At 72.0% G+C, this 13450-nt stretch carries 14 protein-coding genes; 12 read left to right on the top strand and 2 right to left on the bottom strand.

Going from position 1 to position 13450, the window contains the following annotated elements; all coding sequences use genetic code 11:
• The first annotated feature begins 24 nt into the window (after positions 1–24).
• Genes B9S58_RS35895 through B9S58_RS35885 form a run of 3 tightly spaced genes read left to right on the top strand, consistent with a single transcriptional unit; the run spans position 25 to position 3152 of the window.
• The gene (locus tag B9S58_RS35895) at positions 25–939 is read left to right on the top strand and encodes an SDR family oxidoreductase (RefSeq protein ID WP_103536046.1); all 915 of its coding nucleotides are present in this window, start codon (positions 25–27) and stop codon (positions 937–939) included.
• A gap of 42 nt (positions 940–981) precedes the next feature.
• Positions 982–2106, top strand: a complete 1125-nt coding sequence (locus B9S58_RS35890; RefSeq protein ID WP_103536045.1) for an acyl-CoA dehydrogenase family protein — start codon at positions 982–984, stop codon at positions 2104–2106.
• Entirely contained in the window at positions 2103–3152 is a 1050-nt protein-coding gene (locus B9S58_RS35885) for a Zn-dependent alcohol dehydrogenase (protein ID WP_103536044.1), read from the top strand. The genes B9S58_RS35890 and B9S58_RS35885 overlap by 4 nt, the downstream gene beginning before the upstream one ends.
• Before the next feature lie 107 nt (positions 3153–3259).
• Here B9S58_RS35885 and B9S58_RS35880 read toward each other — a convergent pair whose 3' ends face one another.
• Complete coding sequence (locus tag B9S58_RS35880) at positions 3260–4252, bottom strand: GlxA family transcriptional regulator (protein ID WP_103536043.1); 993 nt, start codon at positions 4250–4252, stop codon at positions 3260–3262.
• A 72-nt stretch (positions 4253–4324) separates the two neighbouring features.
• On the opposite strand from B9S58_RS35880, the gene B9S58_RS35875 reads away from it, so the two are divergent.
• From B9S58_RS35875 to cutA, 3 genes are all read left to right on the top strand, one after another.
• On the top strand, positions 4325–5710 hold the full coding sequence (locus B9S58_RS35875) for an MFS transporter (protein ID WP_103536042.1): 1386 nt from the start codon (positions 4325–4327) through the stop codon (positions 5708–5710).
• Entirely contained in the window at positions 5707–6183 is a 477-nt protein-coding gene (locus B9S58_RS35870; protein ID WP_103536041.1) for a DUF2809 domain-containing protein, read from the top strand. The genes B9S58_RS35875 and B9S58_RS35870 overlap by 4 nt, the downstream gene beginning before the upstream one ends.
• 134 nt (positions 6184–6317) lie before the next feature.
• On the top strand, positions 6318–6641 hold the full coding sequence (cutA, locus tag B9S58_RS35865; protein WP_181009572.1) for a divalent-cation tolerance protein CutA: 324 nt from the start codon (positions 6318–6320) through the stop codon (positions 6639–6641).
• Here cutA and B9S58_RS35860 read toward each other — a convergent pair.
• On the bottom strand, positions 6638–7942 hold the full coding sequence (locus B9S58_RS35860; protein WP_103536039.1) for a helix-turn-helix transcriptional regulator: 1305 nt from the start codon (positions 7940–7942) through the stop codon (positions 6638–6640). The two genes, cutA and B9S58_RS35860, sit on opposite strands and share 4 nt — an antisense overlap.
• Before the next feature lie 217 nt (positions 7943–8159).
• Between B9S58_RS35860 and B9S58_RS35855 the strand changes: the two genes are divergently transcribed.
• The 6 genes from B9S58_RS35855 to B9S58_RS35830 all read left to right on the top strand — a co-directional run.
• Complete coding sequence (locus tag B9S58_RS35855) at positions 8160–9659, top strand: hypothetical protein (protein WP_103536038.1); 1500 nt, start codon at positions 8160–8162, stop codon at positions 9657–9659.
• Positions 9656–10561: an NAD(P)-binding domain-containing protein gene (locus B9S58_RS35850; protein ID WP_103536037.1), complete on the top strand. Its 906-nt coding sequence runs from the start codon at positions 9656–9658 to the stop codon at positions 10559–10561. Before B9S58_RS35855 ends, B9S58_RS35850 begins: the two co-directional genes overlap by 4 nt.
• A complete protein-coding gene (locus tag B9S58_RS35845) occupies positions 10558–11697 on the top strand; it encodes a hypothetical protein (RefSeq protein WP_103536036.1) in 1140 nt (379 codons plus the stop codon). The genes B9S58_RS35850 and B9S58_RS35845 overlap by 4 nt, the downstream gene beginning before the upstream one ends.
• A 107-nt stretch (positions 11698–11804) precedes the next feature.
• Positions 11805–12302, top strand: coding sequence for a hypothetical protein (locus B9S58_RS35840; RefSeq protein ID WP_103536035.1), 498 nt, complete (start codon positions 11805–11807; stop codon positions 12300–12302).
• A gap of 86 nt (positions 12303–12388) precedes the next feature.
• Positions 12389–13042: a bifunctional 2-polyprenyl-6-hydroxyphenol methylase/3-demethylubiquinol 3-O-methyltransferase UbiG gene (locus B9S58_RS35835; protein WP_103536034.1), complete on the top strand. Its 654-nt coding sequence runs from the start codon at positions 12389–12391 to the stop codon at positions 13040–13042.
• A gap of 123 nt (positions 13043–13165) precedes the next feature.
• On the top strand, positions 13166–13450 hold a 285-nt coding region (locus tag B9S58_RS35830; RefSeq protein ID WP_181009571.1), incomplete at its 3' end, for a DUF2809 domain-containing protein.

Raw genomic sequence — 13450 nt, 5'->3', positions numbered from 1 at the left:
AGAAACCACGGGAAGGGGCCGGGCATGGGGAACTTCTTGGCAGGCAGGGTGGTCGCCGTGACGGGGGCCGGCCGGGGCATCGGGCGGGCGGTCGCGCTCGCCGCGGCGGCCCAGGGAGCGCGGGTCGTCGTCAACGACTACGGGGTCTCCGTCGAGGGCTCCGAACCGACCAGCGAGATCGCCCGGTCCGTCGTCAAGGAGATCGGGGCGGCGGGCGGCGAGGCGGTCGCGGTCGCCGACGACATCTCCACGATGGCGGGCGGGCAGCGGATCGTGGACACCGCGCTGACGGAGTACGGCCGGCTCGACGGGGTGGTCTGCGTGGCCGGGATCCTCCGCGAGCGGATGCTGTTCAACATGTCCGAGGAGGAGTGGGACCCCGTCCTCGCCACCCACCTCAAGGGCACGTTCACGGTCTTCCGGGCCGCCTCGGCGGTGATGCGCAAGCAGGACGGCGGCGGCACGCTGATCGGCTTCACCAGCGGCAACCACCAGGGCAGCGTCTCCCAGGCCAACTACAGCGCGGCGAAGGGCGGGATCATCTCGCTGGTGCGCAGCGCGGCGCTGGGCCTGCACAAGTACGGCGTCACGGCGAACGCGGTCGCGCCCGTCGCCCGGACCCGGATGTCGGCCGGGGTGCCGATGGAGCTGACGGAGATCGGCGAGCCGGAGGATGTGGCGGCGCTGGTCGTCTACCTGCTGAGCGATCGGGCGCGGGCGGAGCGGATCACCGGGCAGGTGTACACGATCGCGGGCCCGAAGATCGCGGTCTGGGCCCAGCCGAGGGAGTTGCGGGCGGCGTACGGGGAGGGGCCCTGGACCCCGGAACGGATCGCGGACTTCCTGCCCGGGACGGTGGGGGCCGATCCGATGCCGATGCTGGCGCGGCTGGAGGAGATGGCGGCGGCGGCCAGGTCGGGCGACCGGCCGAACCACTGACCGCCCCCGGGGGCGGAGCCCCCGGAACAATCAGGAGGCAGCATGGACTTCCGTACCGAGGCGCGCACCTGGCTGCGAAGCCACCTCGCCGACACCCCCGCCCCCCACCCCCGCGCGTGGGAACGCGAGCTGGGGCAGGCGGGGTGGATCGGAATCGGCTGGCCCGGCAAGGACGGCGAGCGTTACGGCAACCGCCGGGCCACCCTCACCGAGCAGGTCGTCTGGGCCGAGGAGTACGCCCGCTCCGGAGCTCCCGCCCGGATGGGGCACATCGGGGAGAACCTCCTGGCCCCGACGCTGATCACGTACGGCACCGAGGAGCAGAGGAACCGCCACCTGCCCCCCGTCGCACGCGGAGAGACCCTGTGGTGCCAGGGGTACAGCGAACCGGGCGCGGGCTCCGACCTCGCCGGGGTGCGGACCGCCGCCGTACCGGACGGGGCCGGCGGGTACGCCGTGACCGGGCAGAAGATCTGGACCTCGCTCGCCCTGGACGCCGACTGGTGCTTCGTCCTCGCCCGCACCGACCCCGGCTCCACCCGCCACCACGGGCTGTCGTTCCTGCTGGTGGAGATGGACCAGCCGGGCCGGATCGAGGTGCGGCCGATCCGGCAGCTGACGGGGACCAGCGAGTTCAACGAGGTCTTCCTCGACGGGGCGCGGGCCACCGAGGCCGTCGGCGGTGAGGGCAACGGCTGGCAGGTCGCCATGGGCCTCCTCGCCCTGGAGCGAGGGGTGTCCACCCTCGCCCAGCAGACCGGGTTCGCGGCGGAGCTGGCGAAGGTCCTCGCCGCCGCCGTGGCGAGCGGGGCCGCCGAGGACCCGGTCATCAGGGCCCGGCTCGTCCGGCAGTGGGCGGAGCTGGACACCATGCGCCGGCACGCCCTGCGCACCCTCGGTTCCACCGGCGACCCGGGCGCGCCCAGCGTGGCGAAGCTGCTGTGGGGCGGCTGGCACCAGCGGCTCGGCGAACTGGCCGTGCAGGTCGCGGGCGAGGCGGGAGCCGTCGGCCCGGAGCCCTGGTCGGCGGAACATCCGTACCTACTGGACGACGCGCAGCACCTGTTCCTCTTCAGCCGGGCCGACACCATCTACGGCGGCTCCGACGAGATCCAGCGGAACATCATCGCCGAGCGGGTGCTCGGCCTACCGAGGGAGCCGAGATGAGAGGCGTCGTCTTCGACGGCACACGGACCGAGGTCGTGGACGACCTGGAGATACGCGATCCGGGTCCCGGGGAGGTGCTGGTGGCGGTCGCCGCCGCCGGACTCTGCCACAGCGATCTGTCGGTGATCGACGGCACGATCCCCTTCCCGGTCCCCGTCGTGCTCGGCCACGAGGGCGCGGGCGTGGTGGAAGCGGTCGGGCCGGGCGTCGGCCACGTAGGGCCCGGTGATCACGTCGCGCTGTCCACCCTCGCCAACTGCGGGGCCTGCGCCCAGTGCGACCGGGGCAGACCGACCATGTGCCGCAAGGCGATCGGGCGTCCGGGGCGGCCGTTCTCGCGGGACGGGAAGCCGCTGTTCCAGTTTGCCTCCAACTCCGCGTTCGCGGAACGTACGGTGGTGCGCGCCGTCCAGGCCGTCAAGATCCCCGCCGACCTGCCCCTCACCTCGGCGGCCCTGATCGGCTGCGGGGTCCTGACCGGCGTCGGAGCGGTCCTCAACCGGGCGAAGGTCGACCGGGGCGACACCGTCGTGGTCATCGGCACCGGGGGCATCGGCCTCAACGTGCTCCAGGGGGCCCGGCTGGCCGGTGCGCTCACCGTCGTCGCCGTCGACAGCAACCCGGCGAAGGAGGCGGTGGCCCGGCAGTTCGGCGCCACGCACTTCCTGACGAGCACGGAAGGGGTGCGGGACATCCTGCCCGACGGGGCCGACCACGCCTTCGAGTGCGTCGGCCGCACCGAGCTGATCCGCCAGGCGGTCGACCTGCTCGACCGGCACGGCCAGGCAGTGCTGCTGGGCGTACCGGCGGCGAGCGCCGAGGCGTCGTTCCTGGTCTCCTCGATGTACCTGGACAAGTCGATCCTCGGCTGCCGCTACGGCTCCTCGCGGCCGCAGCGGGACATCGCCCTGTACGCGGACCTCTACCGGGAGGGCCGGCTGCTGCTGGACGAGCTGGTGACGGAGACGTACCCGGTGGAGGACTTCGCCAAGGCGGCCGACGACGCGCACCACGGGCGGGTGGCCCGGGGGGTCCTGGTCTTCTGAGCCGGCCACGGGGCAGGGGCGGGAGCGGGCCCCGGCGGCGTGGGTGACGTTCGCGTCGAGCTGTTCGCGGGTCACGGCGTCGCTCCGGGGCACTGGAGCCCCGGGCCTCAGGACACGGTGTCCGCCGAGGGCCGGAACGTACGCCGGTAGACCGTCGGCGGCACGCCCAGGGCCGCCTGGAGGTGCTGACGCAGCGAGGTCGCCGTGCCGAAGCCCGCGTCCCTGGCCACCTGGTCGATCGACAGGTCCGTCGACTCCAGCAGATGCCGGGCCCGCTCCACCCGCTGCTGGGTGAGCCACTGGCCGGGGCTGATCCCGACCTCCTCGCGGAAGCGGCGCGTGAACGTCCGTACGCTCATCGCCTCGTGCTCCGCCATGTCCCGCAACAGGATCGGCCGGTCGAGACGGGCCAGCGCCCAGGCGCGGGCGCCGGTGGTGGTCGCGAACTGCGGCTCGGGGACGGGGCGGTGGATGTACTGCGCCTGCCCGCCGTCCCGGTGCGGGGGCACGACCGTGCGGCGGGCGATCTCGTTCGCGACGGCCGTTCCGTGGTCGCGCCGCACCAGGTGCAGGCAGAGGTCGATCCCGGCGGCGACCCCGGCGGAGGTGAGGACGTCGCCGTCGTCGATGAACAGGACGTCCGGGTCGACGCGGACCTGCGGGAAGGTCCGCTGGAAGTGGTCGGCGGATGACCAGTGCGTGGTGGCGGGGCGGCCGTCGAGGTATCCGGCGGCAGCCAGGACGTAACTGCCGGTGCAGATGGAGACCATCCGGGTGCCGGGCCGGACCAGGGCGAGCGCGGCGGCCAGCTCCTCGGTGAGCCGGCCCTCCTCGAAGACCGGGCCCAGCTCGTAGGGGGCGGGGACGACCACCGTGTCGGCGGTGGCGAGCGCCTCCGGGCCGTGCTCCACGAGGACGGAGAAGTCCGCGTCGGTCCGCACCGGGCCCGGCGGGCGGACCGAGCAGGTCACCACGTCGTACAGCTTCCCGCCCCTGCCGCCCGTCTCCGTGCCGAGGGCACGGCCGAAGATCCGCTGCGGAATGCCCAGCTCGAAGGGGAGCAGCCCGTCGAGGGCCAGAACGACGACGCGGTGTGGCACGACGGCCTCCTCGGGATCACAGGGAAATCCTGTAGTGGTATAGACCACGAGCTGGTACAGGTTAGCGACGTGATGGAGAGGCCGACAGAGCGCGCGTCCATTCCCGACGCCGCGCGCGACACCCGTACGACCCCGCCCCCGAACCCGGTCCCGGCCCTCCCGGTCCTTCCCCCGCTCGACCCGGGCGGACGGGGCGGACCGGGCGGTCCCGCCGGGGCGGGCCTGGGCGTCGGGTCCTCCTTCGGTGCCGCCCCCGGTCCCGCGGGGCTCTGGAACCGTAACTTCCGCTACTTCTTTGTGGCCCGTACGGTCGCCCTCTTCGGCGACGGCATGATCCCGGTGGCCCTGACCGCCGGGCTGCTGGGCGCGGGGCGGCCCGCCTCCTCGGTCGGCTTCGCGCTCGCCGCCTGGATGGGGCCGCTGGCGGTGTTCGTCCTGTTCGGCGGGGTGCTCGCCGACCGGTTCACCCCGCGCCGCATGATGATCATCGCTGACGCGCTGCGCCTGATCGGCGCCTCGGTGCTGGCCGTGACCTTCGCGACCGGCAACCCGCCGCTGTGGGCGGTGTACGTCCTCAGCTCGGTGGCCGGCGTCGGCGCGGCGCTCTTCCAGCCCGGGGTCGCCTCGACTGTGCCGCGCGTCTCCACCGACGTCCAGCGCGCCAACGCCGTCCTGCGGGTCGCCGAGGCGCTGATGGCCATGGCCGGGCCCGCCTTCGCCGGGGCGCTCGTCGGCCTCGCCAGTGCCGGGGCCGTCTACGCGGCGAACGCGGCGACCTTCGCGGTCTCCGGTGCCTGCCTCTTCCTGATGCGGCTGGCCCCGGCCCCGCACGAAGACGCGGTACGCGGCACGTTCGCCGCCGAACTGGTCGGCGGGTGGCGGGAGTTCCGGGCCCGGTCCTGGCTGTGGGGCGTGATCGCGGTCTGGACGGTGTACGGCTTCGCGGTCCTCGGCCCGATGCTCCCGCTGACCGCCGTCCTGGTCACCGAGGCGCACGGCTCGGGGTCGTACGGGATGCTGATGGCGGTGAACGGGGCGGGCAGCGTCGTCGGCGGTCTCCTCGCCCTGCGGCTGCGCCCGTCGCACCCGCTGGCGGCGGGGGCGACCGCGTTGCCGCTGGTGGCGGTGAGCCTGGTGGTGCTGGCGCTCGGGATGCCGGTGCCGGTGCTGGCGGCCGGGCAGTTGCTGGCGGGCGGGTCGGCCGCGTTCTGGCTGGTGATGTGGTCCACGACGGTCCAGACACACGTCCCGCCGGAGGCCCTGAACCGCCTGCACGCCTACGATGTGGCGGGCTCGCTCCTGATGGTCGCGGCGGGCCGCGCCCTGGCGGGCCCGGTGGCCGAGGCGGTCGGGGCGCCGGAGCTGCTGGTGGCGGCGGCCGTGATCAACATAGGAGTGGTGGCGGTGTTGTTGGTGGCCCGGCCGATCCGGCAGCTCAAGAGGATCGGGCTCGTATGAGGCTTCGGGAGCGGTCCTCGCAGCCCACCGGCGGCGACTCCACGGTCCGTGCGTCAGGGGCCCGTGCGTCCGGGGGCCGTCCGCTCACGCCCCGCGCGTCCAGGGTTCGCGCGGTCGCGGCGGTGGCGGCCGTCGTCACCGTCACCGCGGGCCTCGCGGTGCGCGCCGGGGCGGACGGCGTCTTCGCCAAGTACGCGGGGAGTGCGCTCTACACGGTGCTGCTCTGCACCCTCGTCGCCTTCTGCGCGCCCCGCGCGCGGCCGGTGGTGGTGGCCTCCACGGCGCTCGGGCTGAGCTGGGCGGTGGAGTTCCTCCAGCTCACCGGCGTACCGGCGGAGCTGTCGGCGCACAGCACGGCGGCCCGGCTGGTGCTCGGCTCGACCTTCAACGCTCCGGACCTGCTCGGGTACGCGGTGGGCGCGGCGGCGGCCTGGGCCGTCCACGCGGGGGTCCGGCGGCTCGCTACGCGTTAGTCTCGAACATTCACGAGGTGGGCTGTCCGAAGCATGATCGAAACGCAAGAAACGCTCCTGACCTGGATGTGGCCCTACCCAATGATCCCGCGGCTGGCCGCCACCGGCTGACGCGGGTCGATACGCTCGGGACCATGACTGAATGTGTGCAGGTGTCGACAGCAACACCGACTCGTGAGCAGGCAGTTGCCCTTGCGGGCCCCGCAGTTCAGCAGCGGCTGGCGGCAGGGGCCCAGATCGTCGGTCCCGTGACGAGCGTGTTCTGGCACTTGGAGGAGTTCGGCACCGGCGAGGAGTGGCAGCTGCTGCTGAAGACGACCGCTGACCGGTACCCGGAGCTGGAGGCGTACCTCCTGGAGGCGCATCCGTGGGATAACCCGGAGGTCTGCGCCGTGCCCATCACGGCCGGCGCCGACCGGTGTCTGACGTGGATCCGGAAGTCGGTGGCCCGTCCCTAGGCGGCTGTGCCTTCCAGGAGTTCACGCACTGCGGGGAGGCTGGCGTGCGGGCGCAGGTGATTGATCAGCGGCACGAGACGCTGCGCCGGGCGTTGAGATGCGACCCCACGGGCAAGGGCGGCAGCGCGTCCGACGTGCCGCGCGGCCACATCGACCTCGTCGGCGGTGAGGTAGGCCTGAGCCAGCCAAGACAGATAGAGGGACTTGTCGCGCGCGTTGTCGTCGCTGTACTGGCCGAGCGCGCGGGTGAGGGCCGGGACGGCGCGGAGCGGTCGTCGAAGCTCCGTCCAGCAGCGGCCGGTCATGATGTCCAGCTCGATGTGGTCGACCCAGGCCGCCCAGTCGGGCTGGGGCTCGTCCTTCGGCGTGCTGTCGAGGGCATCGCGGGCCGCCTCCAGTGCACGCTCGGTGCCCCCGATCTGGCCGTTGACGGCACAGGCCCAGGCATGGCGCTCGTGCAGCAGCGCGCGGACGGTGGACGGGGTGCGCGCCGTGATCGTGGCACAGGAAGCCTCTGCGACGGCGACGGCGGCCTGTCGGTCGTCGGGCCCGATCTTGTAGGCGAGGAACGCGAGCGCGTTGCCGTAGAGGTCCGAGTCCCGGGCCTCCTGTGCGAGGTCGCGGCTTTCCTCGTACAGGTCCACGGCTTCCCGGGTACGGCCGCCGTCGAATGCGGACCATCCCGCCTGCTGTGCCTGCTCGGCAAGGAGCGCCGTCGCTCTCTGGCGGGCATCGTCGGTGAAAACGGCCGCGCGTAGAAGGGACTTGGTGCGTTGGACCTCCGCGAGGTACACGCGGTAGGTGTCACCGCCGCCGAGGTAGATGTCGAGGCGCCGGAGGCGGGCTGCCCGCGCGCGCAGCTCCTCGACGTAGGCCGGGGTGATTCGGCTCGGTGGCTCCGGGTGGTGCAGGGCGGGGAGCGCTGCGGCGAGGCCGGTGGCAGTGGCTGCCTGGAGGATGGTTCGACGTCGCATGTGCGGTCCGATCTCTTCACTGGAATGACCAGGAGAGTCCGCCTCCCAGGGACGGGGAGCCAAACCGAGCACGTGCCCCGGGACGCGTAAGGCGTCGGCGATCTGGGCGATCTTCTCGAAGGTCGTGATGCGCCCGCGGCCCTTTGCGAGTTCTCCCACGCGATTCGGCTTGATGTCGCACTCCGTGGCGATCTTGGAGTACGAGATGCCCGCGTGCTCGCGCGCGAGACGGAACACCGCCCCGAAGTCGTGACTTATCAGCGCGCGGTGCATCTTTTCCTGGTCAATGAGGTCGCGCGGTAGAGCTGTCGGCGGCTGGTAGGTCATGCGGCTCTCCTGCCTGCTCGTCCCACTGTGCACGGGGGACACCCACGGGGTGTACCCATCATGGGTACACCCGCGATGGGCAGGCGGGGCACTCGCAGTCAAGGGACTCTCGGACGTCAGGGCCCTGGGAGCGGTGACGCCCGCCTGCCCGGGGCGACGACTGACTAGGAGTCGCCGTGCGTGAAAGTACTCATCTCCGTATCGCGGAGTTGACGCGATGACTGAACTGACTGGAAAGGGCTTCTCTCCGGCGCGGGAGCAGACTCTCACCGGCGAGCACTGGCTGCTGGGGGCGGCTTCGTCGGTCCGGGCGGCATGGGCCGACTGGGCCGAAGGCGGCACCACGTTCCTGACGCCCGGCGTGCTGTTCGGCGCAGTCATCGTTCGGGCCGCCGTGGTGCACGCCGCGCTCCTCCTGGACGATCCGGTCAAGTGTGTGGAGCCGCTGCGGACACGCCTGGGCGGTGGGCCGGTTTTCTACGCCGAGCAGATGTTCGGCCGCGAGGGCGGCTACGTCGCCTTGGTTCCGGGGTCCGTGGCCATGGCGTGGAGCGTTCCCGGCTCGATGGCGCACAGCCGCAAGGCGGCGCTGGAGGTCCCGGCTCCGGGGAACGTCCGCCCCGATCAGGGTTCTGCTTGGTGGGTGCTGCCCCTGGAGGACTCCGGGGCGCTGTGCGACCCGCAGCCGCTCGCCACCCTGATCAGCCAGGGCCACGGCGTCCTTACCGGCACCCTGGGCGGCGCGCGAGGCACGTGGGACGAGATCCTGGAGGCGCAGCATCCGTACACCAAGAGCGCCGACTTGGTGGCGCGACGGGAGTACCAGCACCTGGAGTTCCTGCGGTGGCTGGGCCGGCCCCGGGTGTGTGAGGCCGCTGCGTTGCGCGCAGGCGTCTTGTTCACCAAGGCGGTGCCGGGGACGACGGTTGCGGAGGAGATCACCGCGCGCCCCTGGGACACGGCCGCCTTACTGGACTCGGTCCTGCTGTCGCTGAAGGAGCTGCACGGCGACCTGGGGGCGCGGTATCTGCGGGGAGCGTGGCCGATAAACGAGCGCAACATCGTGGATGTGTTCTTCCGGAAGTTCAAAGGCCCGGCCGTAGCCGGGTACGTCGCCGACCTCGGCCGGGACAGCGGGCTCCAGGAGGATGAGCGCCTGGCGGTCGTCGGCCTGGTCGAGAGCTCGGTACGCCAGCTGCTGCGGCTTACGGCCGCGCTCCCTGCCCGGCAGCGGACTGCTGTGTTCGGGGACCTCAAGCCCGAGCACGTCTATCTCAGCAGCCACCGGCTGACCTTCATCGACCCGGCGCTCCAGTGGGCGGCCGGACCGCAGCCCGACGTGGCGAAGCTCTGCGGCCGAACTCTGATGCTGGCCCTGTGTCACCACGAGCTGCGCGCCGAACAGCAGATCACGCAGGGGGTGTTGGACGCCCTGAGCCGACAATTCGCAGGCCTGGCCAAGACGGATCGGGCCGATCGGCTGCGCGAGGTCATGGTCCTGTGGCTGATGGACACCACGAACTACCTGACGTCGTGCCTGAGCGCACCGTCCGGCTTTCCCCTTTCGGCCCATCAGCGGACGCTGATGTCGAATGGGCGCCGGATCGCGACGGTCGTCGACCGGGTCAGCGGCCTCCTCATCGGGTCGATGGCGGGGCTCGGCCTGATCGACGCCATTTTCAACGAGGTCGAGCACACCACGCTGGACCTGCGGTGACCGGGCCGGTGGTGGGAGTCGTCGGCGCGGGCGCGGTCGGTCAGGCGCTGGCAACCGGCCTGGTACCGGCGGAGCTTGCCGAGCGGCTCGTCGTCGTGTCCCGGCGGGAGGAGCAGACACGCGGGTTGGTCGCCGATCTCCAGGACCTGGCCGTGTCCGCCCGGTCGCGCACTCAGGTCGAGGCCGGCGACACCGCGGATCTCCACGGGTGCGACGCCGTCGTGGTCACCCTGCGCACCGACTTCACGAACACCAACGCCCGGGACATACGCCGCGGCGGCGCTACGGCGAACGCACCCGCGATCGCTACCCTGGCCAAGGAACTGCACGGGTATCAGGGCGCCGTCCTCGTTGTCACCAACCCGGTGGACCTGATGGCCCGGCGCTTCGCCCGAGTGTCCGGGTGCGTTCGAGTCTACGGGATCGGATCGAACCTCGACTCGGCCCGGTACCGGCTACTCCTGGCCCAGTACGCCCAGGTCACCCCGGGACGGGTCGAGGGCCACGTGATCGGAGAGCACGGCGACCGTGCGGTGCCGTGCCTGTCCACCACAACCGTGGACGGCCACCCGGTGACAGCCCTTGCCCGCGCGATCGTGGAAGAACTCCAACAGCGGCCGGCGCTGATCCGGGCCGGGATCGGCCGCACGCGCTGCGGTCCCGCCGGTGCCGTGCTGTCGACACTCCGCAAAGTCCTCGGCCTGGTCGACGGCATCGAGGAGCTGTCCGTCCCGTACGGGGACGTGTGGCTCGGCATCCCGATGCACTTCACCGGGGGTGTGGCCGCCCAGTGCCTTCCCTCACTCACTCGTCACGAGCGTCTGTGCCTGGACTCTGCGGCCAGCAGCCTCCGCGACGCCTACACCCATCTGCCTGCCCCGACCGAGAGGAACCCCGCATGATCACCGCTACCCGGCTGGAGGCCGCTGCTGCAGCTGTCACCGTCATGAGCAACCGGGCGGAGGTGACGGACTGGTCGGCCCGGTACTTCGGCCAGTGGTGGAACTCGTCCCCGGTGGAGGCCGCCACGGTGTACGCGGGTGCTGTCCTCGTCGCGGACGTCGACCCGGAGGCGTACGCGGCGCTGACCCTACTGGTCCACGACGGGCGGCACACGGCAGAGGTCGAGTACGCGCGGCACCGGATGCTCGTCGCCCGGGACGGTGAGGACATCATCGCGACATCGCCGGACGAAGCGATCGCGTACCGCAGCAGCCCCGCTTCCGGCCGCCTCACGCTCACCGGTATCGGCGTGATGGAACTCTCTCTCGCAGCCGCGCGCCTGGCCCGCGAGGTCTTCCGGGGGCAACTCCTGCGCGACGGGTGGGCGGTGCTCCACTCCTCGGCGGTCGTACGCCCGGAGGACGGGGCGGCGCTTCTCGCGTTCGGCGGGAAGGGCGCAGGGAAGACCACGACGGCTCTGCTGCTTGCCTCGTCCGGTTGGCAGCTCCTGGCCAACGACCGGGTACTGGTCCGGCCCACCGGCACGCGCGGTGTGGAAGTGGTGCCGTGGCCGTCTGCCGCTGCTGTCGGCCTCGGCCTGCTGGCCTCGCTGGGGTGGGGTGCCGCTGCGCGTGGCCACGTCAAAAAGGGCGGAGCCTTCCACCCGACGCAGCACGACGCGGTGACGACGGCGCTCCTCGCCGGCGACTTCACGCCGCTGTGGGAAGACGAGAAGAGGCGGGAGAAGAAGGTCCAGGTATTCCCGGACCAGTTCACGAGCCTGTTCGGGGTCGAGCTGGCTACGGGGGGTCGCGCGGCTGGGCTCCTCTTCCCTCGGGTCGACGCCGAGTCCTCGCCCGATGTGGTCGGCGGTGCGGTGCAGGCGCTGGGGGACGACGACTTCATGAGCGGTCGCACGGAGGATCGCTACCCCGACATCTTCGAGCTGGCCGGGGGGGTGGACGGTGGCGGGCGGCGGAGCGCTCGGGATGAGGTGTCGGCCCGGCTCGCCGTACTGCCTCACCAGACGGTCCGGCTGAGCCACGACGTGCCGGCGAGTGTTGCCGCGCTCCGGAAGGCCGCAGAAGCGATCTGACGCCCGACGCCAGGCCCGAACAGACTCCCGCCCTCGGTCGCGCTGCGGTCGCCGCGCGGCCGGGGTGCGGGCTCCATCGCACCACCCGACGATCGACGGAGGACAGGATGACCATCGCAGCTCAGCCGCCCACCCTCGCCCGTACCAGTGACCCGGAGCAGATCCTCAACGCCGTGGCGCCGCACATCGAGCACCTGACGGTGAACGTCATGGACGGCGGCCCCCTGTGGGAGCGGGAGATCGCCCTGCTCCTCCGGGACAACACCATGGTCCGCAACATGGCGGAGCGGATCCTCGGCCAGGCCGTGGCGTACACCGTGTGCGCCATGGAGAACCCGGACGCCCACCTGGGTGTCGGGAAGCTCGTCGACATCGGTGTGCACCAGCTCATCCTCGACACCCCCGTCTACTGGGCGATGTGCAAGGTCCACAACGCCGGGTTGTACAAGCACCACGCCCCGTTCATTCAGCGCCGGTCTGACGGCCTGTGCCTGCGTACCGCGGACTTCCTCGCGGCCGACGGCTGGGACGTCGACGCCGAGATGTGGGCGATCGACGGGGCGAACTGCTCCCCGTGCGACAGCAAGGTTCCCGACAGCCACTGACCCATGGATCCTGCCCCTACGCTGGCCCCTGCACTCCTCCCGCGCGGAGGGCAGGGGCCTTCCCCGTCAACACCGAGAGAGGCACTGTGCCCGCACGACACGACATCGCAGCCGAGACGGAGCTGTGGGACACCTACGCCGGCTCCGCGTTCAAGGACGACTTGGAGCCCGCCTTCTGCTGGACGCAGTATGCCGGGCACGGTCCCGGGCCGGAGGTCCTCGGCGATCCGGCGACGGCGCTGGAGATCGGTTGCGGTACCGGCCGGGCTCTCGCTCTCCTCGCAGGGCGCGGGATCAAGGCGACGGGCATCGACCTGTCCCCGGTCATGGTGAAGAAGGTGACGGACCGATGGGTCGGCACCGGGGCCGACTTCGTCTGTGGCGAGGTGCTGGAGATGCTTGCCGCCGACACCGCAACCTATGACGCGGTCTACTCGATCTTCGGTGCGGCGTGGTTCACCGACCCGGCCCGCCTGTTCCCGCTCGTCGCGGAGCAGCTCCGGCCAGGCGGGGTGTTCGCGTTCTCACACCCGCCCGCGATCCCCGGGGCGTACGGGCCGCAGGGCATGTACAAGGGCGGGTTCGCCGGGAAAGCGATGTTCACCTACCGGTACAGCTACACGCCGCGGCGCTGGACGGGCTTCCTTGAGCGGGCGGGCTTCCGCGACGTCGACGCCCGGGTCCTTGACGCCCCGGAGTCCGGGCACATCGGGACGCTCCTGGTGACCGCACGTCGCTGACCCGGCCGGGAGCGGTCCTCGCAGCCCACCGGCGGCGACTCCACGGTCCGTGCGTCAGGGGCCCGTGCGTCCGGGGGCCGTCCGCTCACGCCCCGCGCGTCCAGGGTTCGCGCGGTCGCGGCGGTGGCGGCCGTCGTCACCGTCACCGCGGGCCTCGCGGTGCGCGCCGGGGCGGACGGCGTCTTCGCCAAGTACGCGGGGAGTGCGCTCTACACGGTGCTGCTCTGCACCCTCGTCGCCTTCTGCGCGCCCCGCGCGCGGCCGGTGGTGGTGGCCTCCACGGCGCTCGGGCTGAGCTGGGCGGTGGAGTTCCTCCAGCTCACCGGCGTACCGGCGGAGCTGTCGGCGCACAGCACGGCGGCCCGGCTGGTGCTCGGCTCGACCTTCAACGCTCCGGACCTGCTCGGG

Source organism: Streptomyces sp. SM11, assembly GCF_002910905.1.
Lineage (GTDB): Bacteria > Actinomycetota > Actinomycetes > Streptomycetales > Streptomycetaceae > Streptomyces.
This window is presented reverse-complemented; position numbering and strand designations above follow the sequence as displayed.

What these genes read in the sequence shown, in the direction of transcription:
- cutA (WP_181009572.1), top strand. Translation starts at nt 6,318, where the DNA reads ATGACTGAATGTGTGCAGGTGTCGACAGCAACACCGACTCGTGAGCAG.
- B9S58_RS35875 (WP_103536042.1), top strand. Translation starts at nt 4,325, where the DNA reads ATGGAGAGGCCGACAGAGCGCGCGTCCATTCCCGACGCCGCGCGCGAC.
- B9S58_RS35870 (WP_103536041.1), top strand. Translation starts at nt 5,707, where the DNA reads ATGAGGCTTCGGGAGCGGTCCTCGCAGCCCACCGGCGGCGACTCCACG.
- B9S58_RS35885 (WP_103536044.1), top strand. Translation starts at nt 2,103, where the DNA reads ATGAGAGGCGTCGTCTTCGACGGCACACGGACCGAGGTCGTGGACGAC.
- B9S58_RS35895 (WP_103536046.1), top strand. Translation starts at nt 25, where the DNA reads ATGGGGAACTTCTTGGCAGGCAGGGTGGTCGCCGTGACGGGGGCCGGC.
- B9S58_RS35840 (WP_103536035.1), top strand. Translation starts at nt 11,805, where the DNA reads ATGACCATCGCAGCTCAGCCGCCCACCCTCGCCCGTACCAGTGACCCG.
- B9S58_RS35845 (WP_103536036.1), top strand. Translation starts at nt 10,558, where the DNA reads ATGATCACCGCTACCCGGCTGGAGGCCGCTGCTGCAGCTGTCACCGTC.
- B9S58_RS35890 (WP_103536045.1), top strand. Translation starts at nt 982, where the DNA reads ATGGACTTCCGTACCGAGGCGCGCACCTGGCTGCGAAGCCACCTCGCC.
- B9S58_RS35855 (WP_103536038.1), top strand. Translation starts at nt 8,160, where the DNA reads ATGACTGAACTGACTGGAAAGGGCTTCTCTCCGGCGCGGGAGCAGACT.
- B9S58_RS35860 (WP_103536039.1), bottom strand. Translation starts at nt 7,942, where the DNA reads ATGACCTACCAGCCGCCGACAGCTCTACCGCGCGACCTCATTGACCAG.